25 protein-coding genes are annotated in these 25,472 nt (G+C 35.5%); 10 read left to right on the top strand and 15 right to left on the bottom strand.

Annotated elements, in window-relative coordinates; translation table 11 throughout:
• Positions 1 to 10: 10 nt before the first annotated feature.
• Complete coding sequence (locus tag ACEN2F_RS02975; RefSeq protein WP_291250702.1) at positions 11 to 430, top strand: nucleoside-diphosphate kinase; 420 nt, start codon at positions 11 to 13, stop codon at positions 428 to 430.
• A gap of 133 nt (positions 431 to 563) precedes the next feature.
• Here ACEN2F_RS02975 and ACEN2F_RS02980 read toward each other — a convergent pair whose 3' ends face one another.
• From ACEN2F_RS02980 to ACEN2F_RS03035, 12 genes are all read right to left on the bottom strand, one after another.
• A complete protein-coding gene (locus ACEN2F_RS02980; RefSeq protein ID WP_441735840.1) occupies positions 564 to 860 on the bottom strand; it encodes a DUF721 domain-containing protein in 297 nt (98 codons plus the stop codon).
• On the bottom strand, positions 841 to 1,284 hold the full coding sequence (locus ACEN2F_RS02985; protein WP_441735843.1) for a hypothetical protein: 444 nt from the start codon (positions 1,282 to 1,284) through the stop codon (positions 841 to 843). The genes ACEN2F_RS02980 and ACEN2F_RS02985 overlap by 20 nt, the downstream gene beginning before the upstream one ends.
• 1,311 nt (positions 1,285 to 2,595) lie before the next feature.
• A complete protein-coding gene (ftsY, locus tag ACEN2F_RS02990) occupies positions 2,596 to 3,576 on the bottom strand; it encodes a signal recognition particle-docking protein FtsY (RefSeq protein WP_441735846.1) in 981 nt (326 codons plus the stop codon).
• A 127-nt stretch (positions 3,577 to 3,703) separates the two neighbouring features.
• Positions 3,704 to 3,856, bottom strand: a complete 153-nt coding sequence (locus ACEN2F_RS02995; protein WP_091205215.1) for a DUF4295 domain-containing protein — start codon at positions 3,854 to 3,856, stop codon at positions 3,704 to 3,706.
• Between the two features lie 70 nt (positions 3,857 to 3,926).
• On the bottom strand, positions 3,927 to 4,109 hold the full coding sequence (gene rpmG, locus ACEN2F_RS03000; RefSeq protein WP_017495179.1) for a 50S ribosomal protein L33: 183 nt from the start codon (positions 4,107 to 4,109) through the stop codon (positions 3,927 to 3,929).
• Positions 4,110 to 4,136: 27 nt separating this feature from the next.
• Positions 4,137 to 4,373: a 50S ribosomal protein L28 gene (gene rpmB / locus ACEN2F_RS03005; RefSeq protein ID WP_126455077.1), complete on the bottom strand. Its 237-nt coding sequence runs from the start codon at positions 4,371 to 4,373 to the stop codon at positions 4,137 to 4,139.
• A 72-nt stretch (positions 4,374 to 4,445) separates the two neighbouring features.
• Positions 4,446 to 5,699, bottom strand: a complete 1,254-nt coding sequence (locus ACEN2F_RS03010) for a CinA family nicotinamide mononucleotide deamidase-related protein (RefSeq protein WP_441735851.1) — start codon at positions 5,697 to 5,699, stop codon at positions 4,446 to 4,448.
• Between the two features lie 173 nt (positions 5,700 to 5,872).
• Positions 5,873 to 6,217: an Hpt domain-containing protein gene (locus tag ACEN2F_RS03015; protein ID WP_441735854.1), complete on the bottom strand. Its 345-nt coding sequence runs from the start codon at positions 6,215 to 6,217 to the stop codon at positions 5,873 to 5,875.
• Positions 6,217 to 6,828, bottom strand: a complete 612-nt coding sequence (locus ACEN2F_RS03020; RefSeq protein ID WP_441735857.1) for a fumarylacetoacetate hydrolase family protein — start codon at positions 6,826 to 6,828, stop codon at positions 6,217 to 6,219. Before ACEN2F_RS03020 ends, ACEN2F_RS03015 begins: the two co-directional genes overlap by 1 nt.
• Before the next feature lie 76 nt (positions 6,829 to 6,904).
• On the bottom strand, positions 6,905 to 7,675 hold the full coding sequence (locus tag ACEN2F_RS03025; protein WP_441735859.1) for an exonuclease domain-containing protein: 771 nt from the start codon (positions 7,673 to 7,675) through the stop codon (positions 6,905 to 6,907).
• A 144-nt stretch (positions 7,676 to 7,819) separates the two neighbouring features.
• Positions 7,820 to 9,145 (bottom strand): dihydrolipoamide acetyltransferase family protein, encoded by a 1,326-nt coding sequence (locus tag ACEN2F_RS03030; RefSeq protein ID WP_441735862.1) that lies wholly within the window; start codon positions 9,143 to 9,145, stop codon positions 7,820 to 7,822.
• Between the two features lie 84 nt (positions 9,146 to 9,229).
• On the bottom strand, positions 9,230 to 10,417 hold the full coding sequence (locus tag ACEN2F_RS03035; protein ID WP_441735864.1) for a glycosyltransferase family 2 protein: 1,188 nt from the start codon (positions 10,415 to 10,417) through the stop codon (positions 9,230 to 9,232).
• Between the two features lie 368 nt (positions 10,418 to 10,785).
• Here ACEN2F_RS03035 and ACEN2F_RS03040 point away from each other — a divergent pair, with 368 nt between their 5' ends.
• Both ACEN2F_RS03040 and ACEN2F_RS03045 read left to right on the top strand, forming a co-directional pair.
• The gene (locus ACEN2F_RS03040) at positions 10,786 to 12,648 is read left to right on the top strand and encodes an ABC-F family ATP-binding cassette domain-containing protein (protein ID WP_441735867.1); all 1,863 of its coding nucleotides are present in this window, start codon (positions 10,786 to 10,788) and stop codon (positions 12,646 to 12,648) included.
• A gap of 283 nt (positions 12,649 to 12,931) precedes the next feature.
• The gene (locus ACEN2F_RS03045) at positions 12,932 to 13,483 is read left to right on the top strand and encodes a hypothetical protein (protein ID WP_441735869.1); all 552 of its coding nucleotides are present in this window, start codon (positions 12,932 to 12,934) and stop codon (positions 13,481 to 13,483) included.
• Positions 13,484 to 13,742: 259 nt separating this feature from the next.
• Here the strand turns inward: ACEN2F_RS03045 and ACEN2F_RS03050 are convergent, their stop codons facing one another.
• Complete coding sequence (locus ACEN2F_RS03050) at positions 13,743 to 15,290, bottom strand: SDR family NAD(P)-dependent oxidoreductase (RefSeq protein ID WP_441735872.1); 1,548 nt, start codon at positions 15,288 to 15,290, stop codon at positions 13,743 to 13,745.
• Positions 15,291 to 15,568: 278 nt separating this feature from the next.
• On the opposite strand from ACEN2F_RS03050, the gene ACEN2F_RS03055 reads away from it, so the two are divergent.
• Positions 15,569 to 16,375, top strand: a complete 807-nt coding sequence (locus ACEN2F_RS03055) for a class I SAM-dependent methyltransferase (protein WP_441735875.1) — start codon at positions 15,569 to 15,571, stop codon at positions 16,373 to 16,375.
• 55 nt (positions 16,376 to 16,430) lie between these two features.
• Here ACEN2F_RS03055 and ACEN2F_RS03060 read toward each other — a convergent pair whose 3' ends face one another.
• Positions 16,431 to 17,105 (bottom strand): hypothetical protein, encoded by a 675-nt coding sequence (locus ACEN2F_RS03060; protein WP_441735878.1) that lies wholly within the window; start codon positions 17,103 to 17,105, stop codon positions 16,431 to 16,433.
• A 378-nt stretch (positions 17,106 to 17,483) separates the two neighbouring features.
• Between ACEN2F_RS03060 and ACEN2F_RS03065 the strand changes: the two genes are divergently transcribed.
• The 6 genes from ACEN2F_RS03065 (at position 17,484) to ACEN2F_RS03090 (ending at position 24,646) form a co-directional block, all read left to right on the top strand.
• The gene (locus tag ACEN2F_RS03065; protein ID WP_441735880.1) at positions 17,484 to 18,170 is read left to right on the top strand and encodes an ABC transporter ATP-binding protein; all 687 of its coding nucleotides are present in this window, start codon (positions 17,484 to 17,486) and stop codon (positions 18,168 to 18,170) included.
• Between the two features lie 160 nt (positions 18,171 to 18,330).
• Positions 18,331 to 19,188, top strand: coding sequence for an ATP-grasp domain-containing protein (locus ACEN2F_RS03070; RefSeq protein WP_441735883.1), 858 nt, complete (start codon positions 18,331 to 18,333; stop codon positions 19,186 to 19,188).
• Between the two features lie 30 nt (positions 19,189 to 19,218).
• The gene (locus ACEN2F_RS03075; RefSeq protein WP_441735886.1) at positions 19,219 to 19,788 is read left to right on the top strand and encodes a cob(I)yrinic acid a,c-diamide adenosyltransferase; all 570 of its coding nucleotides are present in this window, start codon (positions 19,219 to 19,221) and stop codon (positions 19,786 to 19,788) included.
• 162 nt (positions 19,789 to 19,950) lie between these two features.
• The gene (locus ACEN2F_RS03080) at positions 19,951 to 20,172 is read left to right on the top strand and encodes a DUF2795 domain-containing protein (protein WP_007138072.1); all 222 of its coding nucleotides are present in this window, start codon (positions 19,951 to 19,953) and stop codon (positions 20,170 to 20,172) included.
• 82 nt (positions 20,173 to 20,254) lie between these two features.
• Complete coding sequence (secA, locus tag ACEN2F_RS03085) at positions 20,255 to 23,623, top strand: preprotein translocase subunit SecA (RefSeq protein ID WP_441735889.1); 3,369 nt, start codon at positions 20,255 to 20,257, stop codon at positions 23,621 to 23,623.
• 462 nt (positions 23,624 to 24,085) lie between these two features.
• Positions 24,086 to 24,646: a hypothetical protein gene (locus ACEN2F_RS03090; protein WP_441735891.1), complete on the top strand. Its 561-nt coding sequence runs from the start codon at positions 24,086 to 24,088 to the stop codon at positions 24,644 to 24,646.
• Between the two features lie 226 nt (positions 24,647 to 24,872).
• On the opposite strand, the gene ACEN2F_RS03095 is transcribed toward ACEN2F_RS03090, so the two are convergent.
• A partial coding sequence (locus tag ACEN2F_RS03095) for a transposase (protein WP_441735893.1) occupies positions 24,873 to 25,472 on the bottom strand: 600 nt, incomplete at its 5' end.

A 25,472-nucleotide genomic window follows, 5' to 3' on the forward strand; every position in this document is an offset into this window, starting at 1 on the left:
AATAAAAAAAATGGCTACTAATAGAACTTTTACAATGATCAAGCCTGATGCTGTTGCTAACGGACACATCGGAAACATACTTGCAATGATTACAAATGCAGGTTTCAAAATCGTTTCTTTGAAATTAACACAATTAACTGTTGCTGATGCACAAGCTTTTTACGAAGTACATGCTGCAAGACCTTTTTACGGTGAATTAGTTGAATTCATGTCAAGAGGACCAATTGTTGCTGCTATTTTAGAAAAAGACAATGCTGTTGAAGATTTCAGAACTCTAATCGGTGCTACAAACCCTGCTGATGCTGCTGAAGGAACTATCCGCAAAGCATACGCAACTTCTATTGGAGAAAATGCAGTTCACGGATCTGATAGCGATGAAAATGCAGCTATCGAAGGTGCGTTCCATTTTGCTGGAAGAGAACAGTTCTAGTATTCAGTGTTCCGTTTTTAGTGTTCAGTCAAATATGAATCTGAAAAATAAAAAATCCCGTTTCAAAATTGAAACGGGATTTTTATTTACAATCACAACTGATTACTTTATTCTGCGACTGAACACTTCTTCACTACCTCAAAACAACATCCTTCACCACATCGCGCCTTAGTTCCTCATTTATCATAGCCACAATTTTTGATTTACCATGGCTTAATTCCTCTCGTAAAACGGACGATGTCAACTCTACATACAACGTACTTCCTTTCAAAACCACATTATTGGTATAACTGTTCACACCATTACCCATAAGATTTTTCCAAGCGTCTTTCACGTCCATTTGATCCATTCCAGGCTGCAGTTTATTTACTTGGATTATTTGTTTCAATACATCCCCTATCGTACTTTGATTATTTAGTCTCTTTGCCATCGCCCAGTAAATTTATTGGTGTTGCTTTCTTGTAATGATATTCGTTTTTTTCTTTGTTCAATAATACTAATTCTTCCGCTGACAATGCAATTAATTCTTCGCTCCACTTCATGTACGGTGTTGAAAAATCTAGAAAAACTTTGTCTTCAGCAAATCGAATTATAACTTTTTCATAAGCATCATTTACCATAAAAGTACCATCCAACTGCGGCATAACCTTTTTGCGAATGCCTACGTTTTTTTGATCAATTTTAAAATAATCATACACTTCGTTCATCTTATATTCCTTGTCTTTTCCGCTGTCAAATACAACCTTCTCAATTTCCCAATAGCCATTTATGTTAGCTATATCAGCAGGTGTAATTTCTTGCTGACATCCCATAAAAAGAAACGCAATAAAAAGAGTCCTAAATGTGTTTTTCATATAATTATTTTTTTTGAAGCTATTTCCTGCTGTACGCTGTATCTTTTTCTTGCCTTTCTTCCTTCGTCAGAATGGTAAGAAAAAGGATGCCGCTTCCATCAGGGCTAGAATTTATCGTTAAAATCATGTTTATTCTAAATACAAAGTTACTCTTATTACATTCAAAGAAAACAAAAATAGTAGAAACACACCAAACTATTTTCTATATTTTTGGCCCTAACTGCATTAGAAATAAATCAGGAGTATGATCTCAAAAATAACAGACAAGTTTCTTCTTCCTTTTATTTTACCCGAGCTCAAGTTTTAATACTGATCAACGATTATCTTCAAGAAATCTAGATTTCTCAATTTCTAAAAGTTCAATATAAAAATAAAATGGGGTTATCCGATACTTGCACCAAACTACATCCTAAGAATGAAATTTAGTTCATTTGTCGTTTCGAACAACTGCTGGAATAGCATGAATTAGTACAATTTTTAAAACTTTTGATCACTCCTGCCGACCAGAAAATAAAAATAGCTTAATTTCTATAGGCATTTTTGATGCTTAGAGAGCACTGCTACTATATTGACAGCAAATACAACAAGAATCGCACAATAAGAAAATCCATCACTAATTATACAATTTAAAACAACTTAAGGAATGCCCTCCTTGTTTATCTGTTGTGATAGAAAATGTAAATTTAAATAGGTGCTTACGTATTAAGACTTCCACCAATAGTTAAATTAATGTAAGTTTCAAATCTGAAATTTAAAAACAGTTACAAGAATACATTGCATGTATCCTCTGTTTTTGTAAAATGAAAAGATGGAAATACAAGTAAGCAATCAAACTTGAAATTCAAATTTAATTGCTAAATTAAAAGATAAAGGAGGAACATATAGCGCAATGATTCATCAAAACACTACTGCAGTTTAATGCAAAGGTATATACGAGATAAACGATCGTTCCCTTCAAATTAATCTACATCAAAACCCCTACTAAAAAAGTCGTGGCATTCGCGATACGCCCAAAAAAAAAAATAATACAAATAGTCAAGATAATACGAATTGGAATAGTCACCTTTTTACCTTATCGTGTTTTAAAGTGTTTGTAGAATATAAATTAGCATTTACTGCCAGAAATTTATTTTGTTTTTATTCGTTTCAAAAGACCCAAAACAAAAAAAACTAGACCAACGACAATCAAAAAATAATACAAACTAATACTTACATCTCTGACAAAATTAGCTACTAAAAAGGAAACGATACTCACAAAATAAAGATACATTGATGGTATGTTTTTTAACGAAGAAAAATCCATTTTACTACTTATTTAAAAAAACTATCTACAAACTCGTATTTATTGAAAACCTGAAGATCCTCAATACCTTCGCCAACACCAATATATTTTACTGGTATTTGAAATTGATCTGAAATTCCTATTACTACACCACCTTTTGCAGTTCCGTCAAGCTTTGTAACAGCTAAACAAGTAACCTCTGTCGCAGCCGTAAACTGTTTTGCTTGTTCAAAAGCATTTTGACCTGTTGAGCCATCCAAAACTAATAATACATCGTGTGGTGCATCACCAACTACTTTTTGCATCACTCGTTTTACTTTGGTCAATTCATTCATTAGATTTATTTTATTATGCAAGCGCCCTGCAGTATCAATAATAACGATATCTGCATTTTGAGCCACTGCAGACTGCAACGTATCAAAAGCAACAGAAGCGGGATCGCTTCCCATATCCTGACGCACAATGGGAACTCCTACTCGATCTGCCCAAATTTGCAATTGGTCAATGGCAGCGGCCCGAAAAGTATCGGCTGCACCCAAAACCACATTATATCCTTGTTTTTTATACTGATATGCTAATTTACCAATTGTAGTCGTTTTACCAACACCATTTACACCCACTACCATCAACACATACGGCTTAGTCTGAGTTGGAACAGTAAATTCAGTTGCTTCGCCTGAGTTAGTCTCTGATAATAAAGCAGCAATTTCCTCTCTAAGGATTTGATTGAGTTCTTCTATTCCCAGATATTTATCGGCAGCTACACGACTTTCTATTCTTGTAATAATTTTCAAAGTCGTATTGACACCAACATCTGATTCAACAAGAATTTCTTCTAAATTATCCAGGACCTCATCATCCACTTTTGATTTTCCTGCAACCGCTTTGGATAACTTTGAAAAGAAATTTGTTTTTGATTTTTCAAGACCTTTGTCTAATGTTTGCTTTGCCTGTTCGCTTAAGCCTGGGTCTTTTTTTTCTGACGAAAATATTCTTTTGAAAAAACTCATTGTGTAAATAGTATTAAGAATGAAGTATTTAAGTCCAAAAAGGAAATACGATTTCTAATGGTAAATATAGAAAATAAAAAAGCTACTTCCGAATGAAAGTAGCTTTTCTATATACTGCTGTTGTAAATTATTTCTTTTTCAAGAATTCATCAACTGATTCTGGAGTCATAATAGATTCTACGAATGTATATGCTCCTGTTTTTGGAGATTTCACCATTTTGATGGCTTTTGATAATCTCTTAGAAGATGTCTGTAACGATGCTACGGTTTTCTTTGCCATGATTCAAATGTTATTTAAATTTAAATAAAATCTCTAAATGTGATCATTTTAAGATTTCTATTAAAAATTATTATTTAATTTCTTTGTGAACTGTTACTCTTTTCAAGATTGGATTAAATTTTTTAATCTCTAATCTGTCTGGGGTATTTTTTTTGTTCTTTGTTGTTATGTATCTTGAAGTCCCTGCAACACCTGATGTTTTGTGTTCAGTACATTCTAAAATTACCTGGATTCTATTACCTTTCTTTGCCATCTTGCTATTTTTTTATTTTGGAAGGGATTATTTAATAAATCCTTCTGCTTTTGCTTTTTTCAAAACTGCAGCGATTCCATTTTTATTAATTGTTTTTACCGTAGATGCGGCTACTCTAAGAGTAATCCATCTATCTTCTTCTGGAAGATAAAAACGCTTTTTAACTAAGTTTACAGAAAATTTTCTCTTAGTTTTGTTCATAGCGTGAGAAACGTTATTTCCTACCATCGCTCTTTTACCTGTAAGGTCACAAACTCTTGACATTATACTTATCTTTTATCGTTATTCAAAATCAGGGTGCAAAGAAAAGAAAAATAAACCTATTAAGCAACATATTTATTGCACATTTTTTAAAATTTCTTTCTGTACTAGTTCTAAACTTTTTATTACCGCTCTATCTATCACTTTTTCACGGGGTTGGCCAAAATTGAATTCTTCAACTATTACTTCACTTGGAGTTGCAATTGCAATAAAAACTGTTCCAATTTCTGCATCTGAGTCGCCTTTTGTTGGTCCAGCGTTTCCTGTTGTCGCAATTGCATAATCCGTATTCATCCTCATTTTTATGCTTAAAGCCATCGCAGAAGCAACCTCTCCACTCACTACGGAATATTCACTTATCAGACTTTCTGGAATACCTAAAACATCTATTTTAGCCTGCGTTGAGTAAGAAACTACACTTCCAGCAAAATAGCTTGAAGCGCCAGCAGCTGTACTTAAGAGCATCGCTATCTTTCCTCCAGTACAACTCTCAGCTGTAGCTATTGTTTTGTTTTGTTTTGTCAAAAGTTTTCCCACGGCAATTTCAATCGTTTGGTCTTCATCAAAACCAACGATGATATCATGAATTATTGCATCAAGTGAGTTGACATTTTCGAGTATGGTGGCCTCTAATTTATCTTTATCAGTACCTCGAGCCGAAATACGCAAACGAACTCTTCCCGGTGCAGGCAAATAAGCCAGTTTAAGACATTCAGGAAGGTTATTTTCCCAATCCTCTATGCGTTCCGCTACAACACTTTCACCTTGTCCGTAGGTAAGAATTGTTTTATGGATAATAAAAGGACGTTTGTATTGCTCTACTACTTTTGGGATGATTTCATTTTCTACTATGTATTTCATTTCATAAGGAACTCCCGGAAGTGAAATAAAAACGGTATTCTCCTTTTTCATCCACAATCCTGGTGCAGTACCCAGTAAATTATGAAGTACAGTACATTTTGACGGCACGAGTGCCTGATCTTTATTAATTTGAGAGGCAGGCCTGTTCATTACTCGTTCAATGAGCTCAATCACATGCTTTTCGACTGCTTTATCAACAATTAATTCATCCTCAAAATAATCGCAAAATGTTTTCTTGGTGATATCATCTTTTGTTGGCCCTAGTCCTCCTGTGATTATCACCAAATCAACTTTATTTTGAAGCGCGGCAAGCGTATCTAAAATGTGTTCTTTATCATCACTAATCGAAATCATTTCGTTGATTTCGACACCAATTTTATCTAACGACTTAGCGATAAACCCAGAATTCGTATCGACAATTTGTCCAATCAATATTTCGTCACCAATGGTAACTATAGTTGCTTTCATTTCTTTATGCTGTTTACTTGTAAGATTGCAATTTAAAAAAGAACGGGTAAAGTACGGAGTTCTTTTTTTTTGCGTGAGGGATAAAAGTGGAAATCCTCCCGTTTTTACGGGAGATTAGAACGGATAGCCCGACCACGCTGTAACGCTAGTGAAAGCGTGGTCACGCCCCAATATTACAAATCAAAATCTTTTTTAATTTCTTTGATTGCTTCCTTGACTTGATTTTTTACACTTTTAAAAGTTTCTTTGATTTCTTTCTTTTTACCTTCGGATTTAGTCCAAGCTTCGACTTGAAGAATTTCTTCAAACGCAACATTGAGTCCCATTAAATCAAGGGTAGGTTTTATTTTGTGCGCATACGCATACGCGTGTTTGTGGTCTTTCTTTTTTATTCCCTCTTTAATTTGCAATAAATCAGCAGGAACTTCAGTAACGAATAAGGTTAAAATTTCAGTTACAAATTCAGCGTCGTTGTCCGAAAGTGCGTATACTTTTGAAAGGTTGTAGTTTATAGCCATTATTTTACTTGTATTCTAAATAGTTGTTGTCCTTCTAAATATCCTTCTAAAACGTCTTCTGGTTTTACGGCTCCCACTCCTTCTGGGGTTCCTGTAAAAATAATATCACCAATTTTCAATGTAAAAAACTGCGAAACATACGAGATCAGTTCATCTATTTTCCACAACATCAAACTCGAATTGCTCATTTGTACCGTTTCATGATTTTTTGTTAATTCAAAAGTAATATTTTCTACGGAACTAAATTGATTTTTAGGCAAAAATTCACCTATAACTGCCGAGCCGTCAAATGCTTTGGCTTTTTCCCAAGGCAATCCTTTTGCTTTTAGTTTATCTTGTAAATCCCGAGCGGTAAAATCGATTCCGACACTAATTTCGTCATAATATTTGTGTGCAAATTTGGGTTCAATGTACTTCCCTACTTTGCTTATCTTGACAATAATTTCGATTTCGTAGTGAACATCATCCGAAAATTCTGGAATAACAAACGGATGTTGTTTTAACAAAACTGCTGAATCCGGCTTCATAAAAACCACCGGCTCCGTAGGTCTTTCGTTTTGTAATTCCTCTATATGATTCGTATAATTCCTACCGATGCAGATTATTTTCATAATTTGGGTTTTTGGTGATGGGTTTTGGGTATTAGGTTTTGGGTTTTAGATTGTCTTCTTCCCAAAACATTAAAACCTATTTTGTATTCAGTTTTCGTAATTTAATTGCCGTTAAAACTTTTTTGGTGTATAGCGGAAAATCAGCGTTTTGAATCCAACTAAAATAACCGGGTTCTGTTTCCAGAATTTTATTCACTTTAACACCTTTATGTTTTCCAAAAGCAAAAATCTCCTCATCATCCTTATCAAAAGCGATCATTCCGGCAAAATCTGCGATTTTCTTTCTTGTTGTAAACTCTGACAACAATTTCATGTCATTTTCCAGTTCAGGGTAACGATCTAGTTGTGCTTTCAATATTTCATAAGTCGCCATGGTATCTGCAGCGGCTGAATGTGCGTTTTCAAGTGTTTTTCCGCAATAAAACTTGTGCGCGGCGCCCAATGTACGTTCTTCCATTTTATGAAAAACGGTTTGTACATCAACTGAAACTCTGCCTTTCATGTCAAAATCTACTCCTGAGCGCAACATTTCTTCGGCCAATAATGGAATATCAAAACGATCAGAATTAAATCCAGCCAAATCACTGTCTTTAATCATGTTGTAAACTTGCGTAGCTAATTCATTAAAAGTTGGTTCATTTGCTACTTTTTCATCAGTGATTCCATGAACTGCAGTCGTTTGTGGCGGTATTGGAATAGTAGGATTAACAAGCCAAGTTTTACTTTCTTTGTTTCCGTTTGGAAAAACTTTAAATATTGAGATTTCTACAATTCTGTCTTTTCCGATATCAATTCCTGTGGTTTCAAGATCGAAAAAGCAAATTGGTTTATTGAGTTTGAGTTCCATTTTAAATTTTTGTGTGGATACAAATATAGAAATTTGGGTTTAATTTCGTTTATAGTTCTACATTTAAAGTTACCGAAAATCTCAAAAAAAGAAAACCCGATTGATTTTATAAAATCAATCGGGTTTATAATATTTATAAAACTTCTAAAGATCTCTGTTCACATCAAAAGCTTCTAAGTATTCCGCAACTCTTTTCACAAAACTACCGCCTAATGCGCCATCAACTACTCTATGGTCATAACTGTGTGACAAGAACATTTTTTGGCGAATCCCGATAAAATCTCCTTCAGGAGTTTCAATTACTGCCGGCATTTTTCGAATTGCTCCTAAGGCTAGAATACCCACTTGTGGCTGATTTAAAATTGGAGTTCCAAAAACACTTCCAAAAGTCCCCACGTTTGTAACGGTATACGTTCCGCCTTGCGTGTCGTCCGGTTTTAGTTTACCTGCTTTGGCACGACCACCTAAATCGTTTACTGCTTTGGCCATTCCAACTAAGTTTAATTGATCAGCATTTTTAATTACAGGAACAATTAAGTTTCCGTTTGGTAACGAAGCTGCCATACCAAGATTGATATTTTTCTTTTTGATAATATAATCCCCATCTACAGAAATATTCATTCCCGGATAATCCTTTATCGCTTTTGCAACTGCCTCCATGAAAATTGGAGTGTAGGTCAACTTCTCCCCTTCTCGCTTTTCGAAAGCAGCTTTATTTTTCTCTCTCCATTTTACAATATTCGTCACATCGACTTCGATAAATGATTGTACATGAGCCGAAGTTTGCACCGAAGCCACCATGTAACCTGCAATTAGCTTGCGCATTCTGTCCATTTCAATAATCTCATCACCACCACTTACAGAAACCGGAGCTGCTTTTTGAGCCACTGGAACTGCGACTGTTTTTTGAACCGTTGCAACGGGCGCTACAGTTGCAGGTTGGCTTGTTCTATTTTTTACGTACTCTAAAATATCATTTTTCGTTACTCTTCCCTCTTTTCCTGTTCCAGAAATTGCTGCTAATTCAGCTACAGAAACCCCTTCTTCTTTGGCAATATTTTTTACCAAAGGCGATAAGAATTTTTCAGATTCCGAGTAATCAGTAGAAAAGCCTATTGGTGCTACAACACTTTCTTTAGCTGCTGACACTTCTGGATTTACCGCTTTTGTTAATTCAGCAAGAATCTCAGGAGCAACCGCTTCTTTAACAATTGGCACGAGTTCTCCACCTTCGGTTTCAATGATTGCGATTGTCTGACCCACTTGAACCAAATCATCTTTTTCAAATAATTTTTCGACCAAAACTCCCGAAACTTCACTTGGCACTTCACTGTCTACTTTGTCTGTAGCAATTTCAAGTACGGCTTCGTCAGCTTCAATTTTGTCTCCAACTTCTTTTAACCAATTTGTAATGGTTGCTTCTGCAACGCTTTCTCCCATTTTAGGAAGTTTTAATTCAAATTTTGCCATATTGTTAACCTAAAAGGTGATTTTGATTTTCAGTTTGCGAAATTACTAAATATTTTAAATATAAATTCCATTAAATGTAATTTATTACTCTATTTCTATAATCTCACCTCTCTGGATACTATTGTTACTTCCTATTAAAAAATTAGCGGTTTTAGGTATAATTTTAAAGGTAATCCCTTTATCCCTTGAAAATTCTAGAATTGAGATACATTCTTTAAAAGAAATAAATTCGTTATCTAAAATAATCTCCACAGCGCCGATGTTTTTAACAGAAGACGAAATTACCATTTTTTCTGTTTTTAAATCGTGAAACAAGACATTATTTTGCAAAATCAAGCGCAGTTTATCTACTAAATTTAAGTTTTCCGAATACAAAAGATAGGATTTTATAGTTCCTTTTAATTTGAATTTTGAACTGGATTTCCCTTGAAACATTTTTGCTAAAGAAAAAAAGATAATTCCTATTTTCATAAAAAGTGAGAATAAGAACGAAATTTTAAAATGCTTTTTATAAAAAAAAATCATCGCTTCCTGAAACCGCTTCATGTAGATTTCATCCTTAACAGTGCTTTCCCCTTTGTAATGGATTACGGCGGTTTCATGGAAATAATAATTAGATTTTCCCTCTTTCAAAACTCGATACGACAAATCGATATCATCTGAATACATGAAACAATCTTCATCAAATCCACCCATTTCAAGATATAAATCTCTTTTTAAGAACATAAAAGCCCCCACAAGAATGTCTACATTTCCTGTTTGGTTTTCGTTTAAATGCTGGGCATAATATTTTCCAAATGTATTTAGATTAGGAAATAAGTTATATAAACCCGTGATTTTGGTAAAAGCAACCCAAGGTGTAGGAACGCCTCGTTTGCTTTCAGGTAAAAATTTTCCGGTTCCATCGATGAGCTTACAGCCTACAATTCCTAAATTATTCTTTTCGTCTGCGCTGGAAGTGACAAAATTTAAAATTTTAATAAATGTATCTTCGGCAACAACTGTATCTGGATTGAGAATGCAAATGTATTCACCTTGCGCTTGTGCTACGCCTATGTTATTGCCTTTTGGAAAGCCAATATTTTCCTTGTTTTGAATGAGTTTTACGTTAGGAAAACGCTTTTGCATCATTGCAGAACTGTCATCCGAAGAATTGTTATCAATTACAATAATTTCGCTCTCAATGGTTTCTAGAGCGTTTTGAACGCTTAAAACACAGAGCTCTAAAAAATAGCGAACGTTGTAATTGAGAATAATGACAGATAGTTGCATTTTTCAAAGATATATTTTAAGATGCAAAGACACAAAGGTTCAAAGTCTAAAAAATCAAAAAACCTGTTTCTTCATTATTCCCGAAGGAAGTGCAAAATCGTTTTTGTTCTTTCTTTAAGAACCAAAAGAGTACTTCATTACATTACTATTTATATCGGTGTTCTGTGAATTTCATTTGGAATGACAGCGGGAACGCTACAAACTAATAAAACCAAATCTTTCGCTTCAAAAAACAAGCGCTCATTTTTAGTTTTAACATTACTTAAACGACAAAAACTTGAAACCTAATATAAATGAATTACTTTTGCAAAAAAGTTATGTTTTGTACTGCATGCATTTCTTATAATTTATAACTCATACCCTACAAAGTGAATTACTTATCTGTCGAAAATATCTCTAAATCTTTTGGAGAAAGAACACTCTTTGAAAACATTTCTTTTGGAATTAGTAAAGACCAAAAAATCGCCTTCATTGCCAAAAATGGCTCTGGAAAAACGACTATTATGAGTATCATTAACGGTTTAGAAGAATCGGATACTGGTCAAGTTGTTTTGAGAAAAGGCATCAAAATGGCTTTCCTTTCGCAAAACAATAATTTGCAGGACGAATTGACGATTGAGGAAAGTATTTTCGCATCGGATAATGAGACTTTAAAAGTGATTGAAGCGTATGAAAAAGCATTAGAAAATCCTGAAGACGAAGAAGCCTACCAAAAAGCTTTTGACGGAATGGATCAGCACAATGCCTGGGATTTTGAAACACAGTACAAGCAAATTTTGTTTAAACTGAAGTTGGAAGATTTCAAGCTGAAAGTAAAAAATCTATCCGGTGGACAGAAAAAACGACTTTCATTAGCTATTATTTTGATCAATCGTCCCGACTTATTAATTCTGGATGAACCCACCAATCACTTGGATTTAGAGATGATCGAATGGTTGGAAAGCTATTTTACCAAAGAAAATATTACGTTGTTTATGGTGACACACGACCGTTTCTTTTTGGAGCGTGTTTGTAATGAAATCATCGAACTGGACAACGGAAAATTATACCAATACAAAGGAAATTACTCCTATTATTTAGAGAAAAAAGAAGAACGCATTGCCTCCGAGAATTCGAGTGTGGATAAAGCGCAGAATCTTTTCACAAAAGAACTGGAATGGATGCGCCGTCAGCCGAAAGCGAGAACGACCAAATCGAAATCGCGTCAAGATGATTTTTATGACATCAAGGAAAAAGCACAAAGTCGCCGTCGTGAAAATAAAGTAGAGCTTGAAATTAATATGGAACGCATGGGAAGCAAGATTATCGAGCTTCACAAAATCTCCAAAAAATTCAAGGATCATGTGATCATGGATAATTTCAGTTTTGATTTTCAACGTGGGGAACGCATTGGAATCATTGGTAAAAACGGAACTGGAAAATCGACTTTTTTGAATTTATTGACTGGAACTTTACCGCTTGATGGTGGAAAAGTAGTGATTGGTGAAACGATAAAAGTAGGTTACTACACGCAAAGCGGAATCAACCCAAAACCGGGTCAGCGTGTGATTGATGTGATTAAGGAATACGGAGAATTTATTCCGTTAATGAAGGGAAAATTAATTTCGGCTTCACAATTGTTAGAGCGTTTCTTGTTTGATGCTAAAAAACAATATGATTTTGTGGACCGATTGAGTGGTGGCGAATTGAAACGTTTGTACTTGTGTACGGTTTTGATTCAGAATCCGAATTTCTTGATTCTGGATGAGCCTACAAATGATTTGGATATTGTAACGCTGAATGTTCTGGAAAGCTTCCTTTTGGATTATCCGGGTTGCCTTTTAGTTGTTTCTCACGATCGATATTTCATGGATAAAATTGTGGATCACCTATTCATTTTTAGAGGTGATGGTGTGGTTGAAGATTTCCCTGGAAACTATTCTGATTTTAGAGCTTACGAGGACAGCACTGATATCGCTCAAAAAGAAGAAAATAAAGCCGATAAGAAAGACTGGAAACAAAATAACCCAACTGGAAACCTAACGTTCAACGAGCAAAAAGAATTCCAGAAAACCGAGAAAGAAATCAAAGATTTAGAGCTTCAGAAAGTAGCTATTGAACAATTATTCTCAGACGGGAAAATTGCCGACACCGACATTGAAAAGAAAGCAAACGAATTGAGAAACATCATCAATAAAATTGAAGAGAAAGAGGAAAGATGGTTTGAGCTGAGTGCCAAGATTGAGGGATAGAAATCGATTCTTTCACAAAGATTCGCAAAGATTAAGACACAAAGCTACGCAAAATTTATTAGCCTAAAACCTTTAATACTTTGTGTGCTTTCAAGCAATCTTTGAGAATCTTGGTGTAATAAAATTAATTAACCCTGACACTTTTAGCAATAAAGCTGAAAATGTCAGGGTTTTGTTTTTTAGAAAAATACTATTTCAAATTAGTAAAAAAATTACAAAAGTTAAAAATTATTTCGATGGTTTGTAAGAATAATTAAATACATTTGGTAAAAAAACAACCAAGATGAAATTAAATTTTTTTGAAACAACAAAATATATTGGAATTTTAATTTTGGCAACTTTACTTACATTCTTTTTCCATGAAATGTCCCATTGGATATCCTATGAATTATTGGGATATAACGCCGGATTTACTCTTAATGGCGCTTCTTTAAAAGATTCTACAATTGAATTATCTAAAATTCAACGAATAATCACAAGTGCATCAGGACCTATATTCACAATCATTCAAGGAATAACGTTTTTCTTTATCCTAAAAAAGTATAATAATGTAATGCTTTATCCATTTCTATTTTTACCTTTTATTATGAGATTAGGAGCAGGTTGGGCAAATCAATTCCAACCAAATGACGAAGGAAGAATTAGTCTGGCTTTAGATTTAAATTTATACACGATTTCAGCAATCGTAGTCATTTTTCTTTTATTCTTAGTTTTCCGAATTTCAAAGCAAAATAAATTTTCATTTCCATTAAACCTTTTGACATTTACAATCTCTACGATATTAATGTTTAGTCTTGCATATTTAGATTCAAAATATAAATTCAGAATTATATAAAAGCAGGGAATATTACCCGATGTCGCGGATATGTAAAAATTATCTCAGACACGGATAACGCAGAAGTGTATTCTGTGCACACAACATGAGCACCCGCTCTTCGAAAGTATACAAAAGTTCTTGCTTAGGCTGCGCAAACGTCTCTGACTTTGCGCCCACAATAGTTGTCATAAAAAAGCCACAACAAAATCTAATTCTGTTGTGGTTTTTCTATATTTATATGATTTTTTAATTCCTCTTTCGGGAGTTAGGGGGATTTCTACCAAGGAATCGGATTGTAATCTTTCAAAAACTTTCCGCACCAATGCTTTCCTGTATTGATTCCGTCAAACAGCGGATCCATCACTCGTGCTGCTCCATCCACAATATCTAATGGCGGTTGAAAATCTTCTTCTTCCTGTTTTCTTTTGGCTAATTCTGCGGGATCTTCGTCGGTTACCCAACCCGTATCAACCGCATTCATAAAAATGCCGTCTTTTGCCAAAGTTCCTGACGATGTGTGTGTCAGCATATTCAAAGCGGCTTTGGCCATATTCGTATGCGGATGACGGTCTTCTTTGAAAAAGCGGTGAAACTTCCCTTCCATTGCCGACACATTGATGATGTGTTTTTTTCCTGTATTCTCTTTCTTCATCACTTCCGAAAGACGGTTGCACAATACAAATGGCGCTACCGAATTCACTAACTGCACTTCAATCATTTCCGTCGTTTCTATTTGTCCCAATCGCAAACGCCAGCTGTTAGTTTTTCTCAAATCTACTTGTTGCAAATCGGCATCTAGCTCCCCTTCTGGGAAAACTTCATTCGCCACGAGTGCATTATCAAACGAATACGGAATCTGCGATAATTTGGCGGAAGCCCGCAAGCCTATACCAGGTTCAGGTCCGTGCCAAGTCACCGGCATATTCTGATTAGAGGAAGCGCCTGCTGTCAATACTTTTAATTCATCCAAACAATTGGTATGATCCAGTAATAACTCTTGTGCTTGTTGCGGCAAAGAAGCAATGGAACGCTCTTCGTTTTCCATTAAATGCGTATAAAATCCGGAGGGGCGCCTCACCGTTTGCGCCGCATTATTAATTAGAATATCCAAACGTTCGTATTTTTGTTCAATAAAATTACAAAAAATCTCTACACTCGGAATGTGTCTCAAATCTAATCCGTGAATTTTTAAACGATGTCCCCAATCCATAAAATCGTCTTCCTTAGAAAAACGCAACGCGGAATCCACCGGAAAACGGGTCGTAGCTATAACGGTTGCTCCACCACGCAACAGCATCAACGTAATGTGATACCCAATTTTCAAGCGAGAACCTGTAATTACGGCTACTTGCCCATTTACATCTGCGGTTTGAAAACGCTTGGCATAATTAAAATCGCCACAATCCGCACACATCGTATCGTAAAAGTGGTGCATTTTAGTAAACTCCGTTTTACACACGTAACAGTTTCGTGGTGTTTCTAGTTCCATTTGCTCTTTATGAGCAAGATCATGTGAAGCCAATAATTTTGGCGCCATAAAAATACTCGCTTCGCGGGCATGCCGAATTCCGGTTTCTTTACGGGCAGTTCGATCCCGTTTTTCCATTTTGCGTTTGGCAGCGACTTTCCCATCTTTTTTTCGTCGGGAAAGTTCGTCACGATCAGGTCTTGAAAACATTCCTGCCGCTTTGATTAAAGCCGTTCGTTGTTCTTTTGGGATATCAAATATTTGGTCAGTATCTGTATTCAGTTGTGCCAAAATAGCGATACATCGGTCAATTTCTTCCGAGCTTATGGCACTTTTAGGTTCAATTTGTTCAATCATTCTCGTAAAAAATAGGTCTTATTCTTGGTATAAATTCCAAGAGCACAAATATAGACTTTTTAAAGTGGGAATGTTTCAAAGTCATAAAGCCGAAAAATCAAGCGTGAATATGATAATATTGTATTTTTGACTTTCGGGGATTATCTTATTATCTTCGCACCAAAAAAATAGTCTTTCACCAAGATTCACGAAGCACCCGCAAAGACTCACAAAATTGAAAAAACTCAGTGTAACTTCGTGTTTTTTCTTTGAGAATCTCTGTGTAACAAAAATGTACTATGTTGTTCCAAATAAAATCATATCTAAAATTCCTTTGGCACTCCAAAAATGAGCATGCCGTGCATTCTCCTTTTGTATTCAATTTGCTGACAAAATGTTTCTATGATAAAAAATCAAAACCGGAATATGCTGTTTTAAAAAAATATAGAAATTCGCTTTTATTAAACAATAATACAATTGAGGTCACTGATTTTGGTGCAGGTTCTAAGGTTTTCAAATCAAATACCAGAGTAATTTCAAAGATTGCACGAACTGCTGGGATAGCTCCAAATCGAGCCAAATTATTATTTAGAATTACTAATTATTTTCGGTCTGACAAGAGCGATAGCGAACAGGCAAAGCAATCTATTCTAGAAATTGGAACATCGCTAGGAATGGCAACTTCGGCGCTTTCTTTAGGGAATTTAAAAGCAAAAATCACAACGCTTGAAGGTTGTCCTAATACGATGGCAATTGCAAAAAGTCAATTCCAAAAATTCAATTGTAACAATGTAGAAAGTGTAATAACTGAATTCAGTACTTATTTGCAAACCGAAAGCCCTAAATCTACAACCCATAACCTAATTTACTTTGACGGCAATCATTCTAAAAAAGCAACGCTGGACTATTTTGAAGTATTACTTCCTACTATTATAAACGACACCATTTGGATATTCGATGACATTCATTGGTCTTCAGAAATGGAAAGTGCATGGGAAATTATAAAAAACCATCCAAAAGTGACGGTAACTATCGATACGTTTCAGTGGGGTTTGGTATTTTTTAGAACAGAACAACCCAAAGAACACTTTGTGATTCGTGTATAAAAAAAAATAGACAGCCATTGCTGACTGTCATTTCCGCTATTGAATAATTTATCCCCTATTCTTTAGCTTTTTTCATTTCTCCAGATTTTGCTCCCATTCTATTTAAGGTATAAAGTGGTGCAAATTTTAATTTTAAACCAGAAATTTTTCTGTTATCATCCGCTGAAAGACCTTCATTTTCAACTGTATTTTTTCTACTGTCTAATGCTTCATACATCAGTTTGATTTCATCCCAATCTTCACGAGAATATCGGTCTTTATTATTTTCAACAGCATCCACAAATTGTTGGTATACTCTAAGAATATTATTTTTATCTACCCAAGCAAAGCTCATGTCATCTCCTACTTTTCCTTCACCAAAAAGAGCATTTCTCATTTGTTGTTTTGGGTTTGCAGCAACGGCCGCTTTATTTTGAGCTGCTATTTCAGCTTCATATTTTGCTTTCAACGCGTCATATTTTGCATTCGCTGCATCAAGACGTTTCTGTGCTTCGGTATTATCTTTCATATTTGCCAAAGCAACTTTAGCATCACCACTCCGTAATTGGTAGGTAGCCTCAATTCCTTGCCAATTTTTTCTAGCATCTTCTGAAGTCACGTTTCCTAATGAATCAACGTACATCACGTAAGTGTCTACCGTTTTTTCTGCTTGTTCCGCTTTCTCGTCTTTACAAGAAGTGAATCCCATAGCTATTACCGCTACTCCCAACAACAATTTTGTGCTTTTCATAATATTTTGATTAGGTTATTAATATTGCAGCAAAAATAAGTAATGCCAATCTATTATCAATTATAATCCAAAAATGTTGTAATTTTTTCATATAATTATGAAATAAATAACACAAAAGTGTAAATTATATAATTTTATACTGTAAGAACATAAACTTCTAAAAATTGATTTAACGTATTAAAAATCACATTTTCCAAAAAAACCCAGGAAATCCAAGTCTATATTTTTAAAAAAAATATCTGATACCATAAATTAGTGCTCAAAATGTAACAAATTTAAAAAAGGACTACTTATTAATTATTCAAAAGTCTTTTGTACTTTTAAAATCTAATTTAATAGCATCCTACGCACAGCCGAAGGTCAAAATAAAAAATTGTAATGGCAAACCCGCTAATCAAAATAACCAATATCAAACGAGATTTTGTTCTTGGAAATGAAATCGTTTATGTTCTCAAAGGCATTGATTTACAAATAAATAAAGGCGAATATGTTGCATTAATGGGACCTTCCGGATCTGGAAAATCCACCCTAATGAATTTATTAGGTTGCCTTGATACGCCAACTTCAGGGAGCTATATTCTAAATGGAAAAGATGTCAGCCAGATGAAAGATGATGAATTAGCCGAAATTCGCAACAAAGAAATTGGATTTGTTTTCCAGACTTTCAATCTTTTGCCCCGAACAACCGCGCTAGACAATGTAGCTTTGCCCATGATTTACGCCGGTTTCTCTAAATCCGACAGAAACAAACGCGCCTCTGAAGTTCTAGAACAAGTAAATCTTGCTGACAGAATGGACCACCAACCCAACCAACTTTCGGGAGGACAACGCCAGCGTGTTGCCATCGCCCGTGCTTTGGTCAACAAACCTTCAATTATTCTGGCGGATGAACCTACAGGAAATCTGGACAGCAAAACATCGCTAGAAATCATGAAACTTTTTGGAGACATCCATGCCAATGGAAACACCGTAATCTTGGTAACACATGAGGAGGAAATTGCTGCTTATGCCCATAGAATTATTCGTTTGCGCGACGGTATCATAGAGAGCGACACTACAAAATAGTTTTTTTAGGAGCTTTTTCCGGCTATCCGTTACAATCTTTTCTAGAAACTTCCAGCCATCAAAAGGCTGAAAGCTTCTAGAAAAGGATTTCCACTGTTATCCGGGCTAGGAAATCCCTACCACGAGTGCATTTAGCATTCCAAATAAAACCAACCAAAAAATGAAAATCGCCTTACTTACCTGCGAAAAGCTTCCCAACCTAAATCCCGAAGATCAAAAAATAATTCCGGCGTTAGCCAAATATAATATAGAGGCCAGCGCCGTTATCTGGAGCGACAAAACCATCAATTGGACTGATTTTGATTATCTGATTTTTCGTAACACATGGGATTATTTTGAGAAAGAAACCGAATTTAAAATTTGGCTCGACCAAATAGAAAAACTGGGAATAAAAACCCTCAATCCTATTGAAGTAATCAAGCACAACATCCATAAATTTTACCTGCGTGAAATGGAGCAGCAAGGAATTACTATTTTGCCAACCGTATTCATGGACAAAACAGACACTCTTAATCTTACAGAAGTACTGCCTTCGCACTGGAAAAAAGCGGTGATAAAACCGGCATTTTCAGCAGGTTCCTATCTCACCGAAGTTTTTGAAGTCTCCCAAATTCAGGCAATAACCAAAAAATATAAAAGTATTGCTGCAGAAAAAGAATTGCTTTTACAGGAATTCATGCCCGAAATTCAAACGCTGGGCGAAACTTCCTTTATCTTTTTCAACAAAAAATTCTCTCATGCAGTTAATAAAAAACCTGTTGATGGCGATTTTAGAGTACAATCTCTTTTTGGAGGAAAATACACTTTGGTTCAACCCAGCGCCGAACTGATTGAAAAGGCACAAAAAGTCGTCAACACTTTTCAAGAAAAATTACTGTACGCCCGCGTGGACGGCATATTAATAGACGAAGAGCTCTTTTTAATGGAAATAGAATGCATAGAACCTGATTTATATTTTAACCTGAGTGAAAATTCACTGAATCGATTTGTTACAGCAATAGTGGAATTAATAGCCTAAATTTGTTCTTTTAAATCAAATAAACGGTAGATGAAAGTATATACAAAAACTGGAGATAAAGGAACAACAGCACTCTTTGGCGGAACCAGAGTCCCAAAAGACCACGCTCGCATAGAAAGTTACGGAACTGTTGACGAACTAAATTCTCATATTGGACTAATTCGCGACCAAGAAATGAATGTGCATTATAAAGAAATTCTAATAGAAATTCAAGATCGCCTTTTTACTGTAGGAGCCATATTAGCAACGCCTCCTGAAAAAGAGTTACTAAAAAATGGCGAACTTCGATTGAAAAAACTAGGAATTGTAGAAACTGATATTGAATTACTGGAAAATGAAATTGATGCTATGGAAGAAGAATTACCACCAATGACTCACTTTGTACTTCCGGGCGGGCACACCACCGTGTCATATTGTCATATAGCGCGTTGCGTTTGTCGAAGAGCAGAACGCTTGGCTGTTCATTTAAGTCACAATGAGCCCGTAGCCGAAATCACAATTAAGTACCTAAACCGACTTTCTGACTACCTTTTTGTATTGGCACGAAAGTTGTCTCACGATTTAAAGGCGGACGAAGTAAAATGGATTCCGAGGAAGTAGTTGGTAGTTTGCATTTGTAGATTTACAGGTAAAAGCGGAACACTAAATACCAAACACTGAACACTAAAATAAACGTTCTTAACTTTAACTAAAAATAAATGATTTTTTACTTGTATTTTTCAGTAAAAAATTTATTTTTGCACAAAACTAAATCGACAACAGATGTATTGGACATTAGAATTAGCATCGTATCTAAGTGATGCCCCTTGGCCTGCTAACAAAGACGAACTTATTGACTACGCGATTAGAGCGGGAGCTCCATTAGAAGTAGTAGAAAACCTTCAATCTATTGAAGATGAAGGGGAAATATATGAATCAATGGAAGAAATTTGGCCAGATTATCCAACAGATGAAGATTATCTTTGGAATGAGGATGAATATTAAATGGTAAACCAATAAAAAGTCTCAACAGAGGCTTTTTTTTGGTTAAAATTTACAGAATTACACAAATAGAAATATAAACAGTATGAGTTTCATAAATAGTATCATTAAAGTCTTTGTTGGCGACAAGTCACAAAAAGATGTCAAAGCGTTACAGCCGTATCTTAACAAAATAAAAACTTTTGAAGAACCTCTAAAGTCATTATCCAATGATGAACTTAGAGGCCGAACGCTTTTTTTTAAAAACCAAATAAAACAAGCCCGTTCCGAAAAAGATGCCAAAATTACCGCTCTTAAGCAAGAAGTAGAAAGCATTGTAGATATTGACAAACGAGAAGATATTTATGTAGCCATAGATGCTCTTGAAAAAGAAGCCTACGATATTTCAGAAAAAACACTATTAGAAATTCTTCCTGAAGCTTTTGCTGTTGTAAAAGAAACTGCAAGACGTTTTAAAGACAACACCGAAGTTGTTGTAACAGCCAACGAAAAAGATCGTGAATTTTCAGCCGCTAAAAGTTATATTTCCTTAGAGGGCGACAAAGCCATTTGGGCAAATTCATGGAATGCCGCAGGTAAAGAAATTACTTGGGACATGATCCACTACGACGTACAATTAATTGGCGGAATGGTATTGCACGAAGGTAAAATTGCAGAAATGCAAACAGGTGAAGGAAAAACATTGGTAGCAACCTTACCATTATATTTAAATGCCTTAACTGGAAACGGAGTGCATCTTGTAACGGTTAATGACTATTTAGCAAAAAGAGATAGTACCTGGAAAGCACCTTTATTTGAATTTCATGGTATGTCTGTGGAATGTATCGATAATTACCAACCCAGTTCAGAAGGAAGAAAAAAAGCCTATGATGCTGATATCACTTATGGAACCAATAATGAATTTGGTTTTGACTATTTAAGAGATAATATGGCACATTCGCCGGATGATTTAGTCCAAAGAAAACACAATTATGCCATTGTCGATGAGGTCGATTCTGTATTAATTGATGATGCCAGAACACCATTGATAATTTCAGGGCCAGTTCCTCAGGGAGATCGTCACGAATTCATGGAAATGAAACCAAAAATTGAAAACCTCGTAAGTTTACAACGCCAATTGGCGAATGGTTTCCTATCTGAGGCTAAAAAATTAATCAAAGAAGGAAATACCAAAGAAGGTGGATTCCAATTATTAAGAGCCTACAGAGCATTACCAAAAAACAAAGCATTAATTAAATTTTTGAGTGAAGAAGGAATTAGACAATTGCTTCAGAAAACAGAAAACCAATACATGCAGGATAACAAAAGAGAAATGCACAAGATCGATGAGGCTTTGTATTTTGTTATTGAAGAAAAAAACAATCAGGTCGAATTGTCTGATAACGGTATCAAATTCCTTTCTGGAGATACGGATTCTGATTTTTTCGTGCTTCCGGATATCGGAACTGAAATTGCAGCCATCGAAAAGAAAAAATTAGATAAAGACACTGAAGCTGAAGAAAAAGAGAAATTATTTCAAGATTTTGGAATTAAAAGCGAACGTATTCATACGTTGACTCAACTTTTGAAAGCCTACGCTTTATTCGAAAAAGACGTAGAATATGTAATCATGGACAATAAAATCATGATTGTAGATGAGCAAACTGGGCGTATTATGGATGGTCGCCGTTATTCTGACGGATTGCACCAAGCCATTGAAGCCAAAGAAAATGTAAAAATCGAAGCTGCTACACAAACATTTGCAACAGTTACGTTACAGAATTATTTCAGAATGTACAACAAACTGGGAGGAATGACTGGAACTGCAGTAACGGAAGCCGGTGAGTTGTGGCAAATATACAAACTGGATGTTGTAGAAATTCCTACTAACAGACCAATGGCCAGATTAGACAAAGAGGATTTTATTTATAAAACGACTCGTGAAAAATTCAATGCCGTTATCGAAGATGTAACTGAATTATCTAAAGCAGGAAGACCAGTTCTTATTGGTACCACTTCTGTAGAGATTTCAGAATTATTAAGCCGAATGTTAAAAATGCGTGGTGTAGCACACAACGTATTGAATGCAAAAATGCACAAACAAGAAGCACAAATTGTTGAAGAAGCTGGAAAACCTGGTGTGGTAACTATTGCAACCAACATGGCTGGTCGTGGTACCGATATTAAATTATCTGCCGAAGTAAAAGCCGCTGGTGGATTAGCCATTGTAGGAACAGAACGTCATGACTCTCGTCGTGTGGATCGCCAATTGCGTGGTCGTGCAGGACGTCAAGGAGATCCTGGAAGTTCTCAGTTTTATGTTTCTCTTGAAGACAACCTAATGCGTTTGTTTGGTTCTGAAAGAGTCGCTAAAGTAATGGACCGTATGGGATTGCAGGAAGGCGAAGTGATTCAGCACTCGATGATGACAAAATCTATTGAACGCGCTCAGAAAAAAGTAGAAGAAAACAACTTTGGTGTACGTAAACGTTTATTGGAATATGATGATGTAATGAATGCACAACGTGAAGTAGTATACAAACGCCGTCGTCATGCCTTATTTGGAGAGCGTTTGAAATTGGATATTGCCAACATGCTTTATGATACTTGTGAACTTATTATTGAACAAAACAAAGCGACTAACAATTTCAAAAACTTTGAGTTTGAATTGATTCGCTATTTCTCGATCACGTCACCGGTTACCGAAAGTGAGTTCATTAAGCTAAGTGAAATGGAATTAACTGGTAAAGTATACAAAGCTACACTAGAATATTATACCGAGAAAACAGAAAGAAGCGCCAGAGAAGCTTTCCCGATCATAAAAAGTGTTTACGAAGACAAAAACAATCAATTTGAACGTATTGTAGTTCCGTTTACCGATGGGATAAAATCACTAAATGTGGTTACTGACTTGAAAAAAGCCTATGAAACCGGCGGTACTCAACTAGTTGCTGATTTCGAGAAAAACATCACCTTGTCTATTGTAGATGAAGCTTGGAAGAAACACTTGCGTAAAATGGACGAATTGAAACAATCCGTACAACTAGCGGTTCACGAACAAAAAGATCCGTTGCTAATTTACAAACTTGAAGCCTTCAATTTGTTTAGAGCCATGATTGACAATGTCAATAAAGAGGTAATTTCTTTCTTGTTCAAAGGGGACTTACCAGCTCAAAACAATCAACAAATTCAGGAAGCTGAAGAAGTTGCTCCTGTAGAAAACTACACCACTTCTAAAGATGAAATTCTAAATAGTGAAGCTGCAAACCGTGAAGCCGGGGGCTCGAGCGCTAGCGAACAGGCGAAGCAAACCCAACAACGACAAGTTACCGAAACTATCGTAAGAGACATGCCAAAAATCAATCGCAACGATAACGTAACGATTCAAAACGTGGCCAACGGACAAGTTCAAGAAATGAAATACAAAAAAGCTGAAAGCCTAATCGCTTCAGGACAATGGGTTATCGTGAACTAAAAACTGTTTCGATCCCTTAAAATTAAATTCCCCAACTACTTTCGTAATTGGGGAATTTTTTTGCGCCTTATTTTCAGGAGCTAATCCCGCCTTACGCTACAAGCTATTGGGTTGCAAACCCTTTTTCTAGCCGCTGTCAGGAGCTTCCTCTGGTCGCTCTGCCACCAACAGAAAAAGTGGTTTTCAACCGGCATAGGCTTTCCGCTGCTGTCGGGGCTAGGGATTTTGCGATACATAAAAGAGTAGCGCTCAAACACACGTTTGCAAAAAAAACGTAAACAAATAAAAAATGCGTTTGATGATTTGTAAAGAATTATTTATATATTTGAAATGAAGTAAAGCGAAACAAACCTTCGCCAATCTACCCCTATTTGGGTGTATATGCGAATGTTTGTTTCGCCTATATACTAGTTGTGCGTCAGTTTAGAGCGACAGAAATCCGAAAGAAAATTGATTACCAAAATGAAATTTAAGATAAAATATATTTTACCGCTTTTTGTGGCTCTACTTTTTTTAAGTTTCAAAAACTTATCAAATCCAGTTTTCATAATTGGTCATTTAAAGCCAAAAAATGCAGAACTGAAAAATGATATAATTGGTCTGAAAATTTTTGTGAAAGCAGATGGAAAAATATTAGCAGAAAGTTATACTGACCAAAATGGAGATTTCAATTTGACATTTACACCCGAAAACAAAAAATCATTTGACTTTTTTTGTAGCGGTATTGGAATTGGAACAATTTTGCTAAAATCTGTAACTAATTTTGAAAGTGAAAATATAGAAATGAGTTTGGATTATACTGCAAAATATAAGAAAACTATTTTGGGTAAAGTTATTTGTCTAAAATGCAAAAAAGCCGACAAAGTATACGAAATACTATATACAGATCCACCAATTGTAACCCGAAAAATCAATAAATTTGGAGACACAATTTACAGCAAAATTTATAAAAACAAATTTAGAGAAGGTTGCATAGTTGAACCTGCAAAATATTATTGCGAAAGAGATGATGTTAAATTTTAATAAATAAAAAACCGAACGCACAACAGCTGTTTTGAGCTAGCTGGAGTTTAGTGGAATTACCGTTTCGCATCAATTTTCTGCAAAGCCGAAAATTGAGCGGTTACGAATTTCCAGCCATCTCAAAGCAGCGGGACGTCAGGCTGTGAAAAAACCTCCTTTTCTGATAATTTCACAAAGAATACATACTCATAAACGGCACTATAGTCCTCCTACTGCAAGCTATTTTTTAGGCCGCAAATTGTCGCTCCTTTTTAATAAGGTCTTTAAAAAGCCTAAAATAGTTCGTTTCATAGACCAAACAAGCTTTTGCCTTGTAGGGGGAGTTCCATTTTTTGAGTTTAGCAATTAAATCAGACACACCCAGTATATTGATACTGCGTTTGATATTATAAACCAGCATAATTAAACTGTGTTCCCCATTTACTTTTTCTAGTCCCGTTAAATTAGTGTGATTATAGCCCCATTGTCTTTTTATAGTACCAAATATATGCTCGTTAATCTCCTGTCGTGTTCGGTATAATTGTGGGTTTTCCTGATAGCGTTTGTTATTTTCTTCAACCGCTTGCGCATACTGGCTCCGATCGATTTCTCTTCCTGCTGGTCTAGCCGTACAAAGATGTTTTACAGCACATTCCCGGCAGGCTGGGGTTCGGTATTTTTTAAATTGATAACCGCTTTGTTCTGTTCTTCCACTTTTTTTGTGCCACCTTCCTGTAGTTTTTAAAGTTTCTCCTTGGGGACAAGTATAACTGTCATTTTCTGCATCGTATTTAAATTTGGCTACCAAATAATCGGGTTGCGTGACGCTTTCTTTACTTGTTCCTGG

Source organism: Flavobacterium sp. W20_MBD1_R3 (genome assembly GCF_052119725.1).
Lineage (GTDB): Bacteria > Bacteroidota > Bacteroidia > Flavobacteriales > Flavobacteriaceae > Flavobacterium.

Bases quoted from the DNA above. Each gene is read 5' to 3' on its own strand.
- ACEN2F_RS02975 (WP_291250702.1), top strand. From the start codon at position 11: ATGGCTACTAATAGAACTTTTACAATGATCAAGCCTGATGCTGTTGCT.
- ACEN2F_RS02980 (WP_441735840.1), bottom strand. From the start codon at position 860: ATGGCAAAGAGACTAAATAATCAAAGTACGATAGGGGATGTATTGAAA.
- ACEN2F_RS02985 (WP_441735843.1), bottom strand. From the start codon at position 1,284: ATGAAAAACACATTTAGGACTCTTTTTATTGCGTTTCTTTTTATGGGA.
- ftsY (WP_441735846.1), bottom strand. From the start codon at position 3,576: ATGAGTTTTTTCAAAAGAATATTTTCGTCAGAAAAAAAAGACCCAGGC.
- ACEN2F_RS02995 (WP_091205215.1), bottom strand. From the start codon at position 3,856: ATGGCAAAGAAAACCGTAGCATCGTTACAGACATCTTCTAAGAGATTA.
- rpmG (WP_017495179.1), bottom strand. From the start codon at position 4,109: ATGGCAAAGAAAGGTAATAGAATCCAGGTAATTTTAGAATGTACTGAA.
- rpmB (WP_126455077.1), bottom strand. From the start codon at position 4,373: ATGTCAAGAGTTTGTGACCTTACAGGTAAAAGAGCGATGGTAGGAAAT.
- ACEN2F_RS03010 (WP_441735851.1), bottom strand. From the start codon at position 5,699: ATGAAAGCAACTATAGTTACCATTGGTGACGAAATATTGATTGGACAA.
- ACEN2F_RS03015 (WP_441735854.1), bottom strand. From the start codon at position 6,217: ATGGCTATAAACTACAACCTTTCAAAAGTATACGCACTTTCGGACAAC.
- ACEN2F_RS03020 (WP_441735857.1), bottom strand. From the start codon at position 6,828: ATGAAAATAATCTGCATCGGTAGGAATTATACGAATCATATAGAGGAA.
- ACEN2F_RS03025 (WP_441735859.1), bottom strand. From the start codon at position 7,675: ATGGAACTCAAACTCAATAAACCAATTTGCTTTTTCGATCTTGAAACC.
- ACEN2F_RS03030 (WP_441735862.1), bottom strand. From the start codon at position 9,145: ATGGCAAAATTTGAATTAAAACTTCCTAAAATGGGAGAAAGCGTTGCA.
- ACEN2F_RS03035 (WP_441735864.1), bottom strand. From the start codon at position 10,417: ATGCAACTATCTGTCATTATTCTCAATTACAACGTTCGCTATTTTTTA.
- ACEN2F_RS03045 (WP_441735869.1), top strand. From the start codon at position 12,932: ATGAAATTAAATTTTTTTGAAACAACAAAATATATTGGAATTTTAATT.
- ACEN2F_RS03050 (WP_441735872.1), bottom strand. From the start codon at position 15,290: ATGATTGAACAAATTGAACCTAAAAGTGCCATAAGCTCGGAAGAAATT.
- ACEN2F_RS03055 (WP_441735875.1), top strand. From the start codon at position 15,569: ATGTTGTTCCAAATAAAATCATATCTAAAATTCCTTTGGCACTCCAAA.
- ACEN2F_RS03060 (WP_441735878.1), bottom strand. From the start codon at position 17,105: ATGAAAAGCACAAAATTGTTGTTGGGAGTAGCGGTAATAGCTATGGGA.
- ACEN2F_RS03065 (WP_441735880.1), top strand. From the start codon at position 17,484: ATGGCAAACCCGCTAATCAAAATAACCAATATCAAACGAGATTTTGTT.
- ACEN2F_RS03070 (WP_441735883.1), top strand. From the start codon at position 18,331: ATGAAAATCGCCTTACTTACCTGCGAAAAGCTTCCCAACCTAAATCCC.
- ACEN2F_RS03075 (WP_441735886.1), top strand. From the start codon at position 19,219: ATGAAAGTATATACAAAAACTGGAGATAAAGGAACAACAGCACTCTTT.
- ACEN2F_RS03080 (WP_007138072.1), top strand. From the start codon at position 19,951: ATGTATTGGACATTAGAATTAGCATCGTATCTAAGTGATGCCCCTTGG.
- secA (WP_441735889.1), top strand. From the start codon at position 20,255: ATGAGTTTCATAAATAGTATCATTAAAGTCTTTGTTGGCGACAAGTCA.
- ACEN2F_RS03090 (WP_441735891.1), top strand. From the start codon at position 24,086: ATGAAATTTAAGATAAAATATATTTTACCGCTTTTTGTGGCTCTACTT.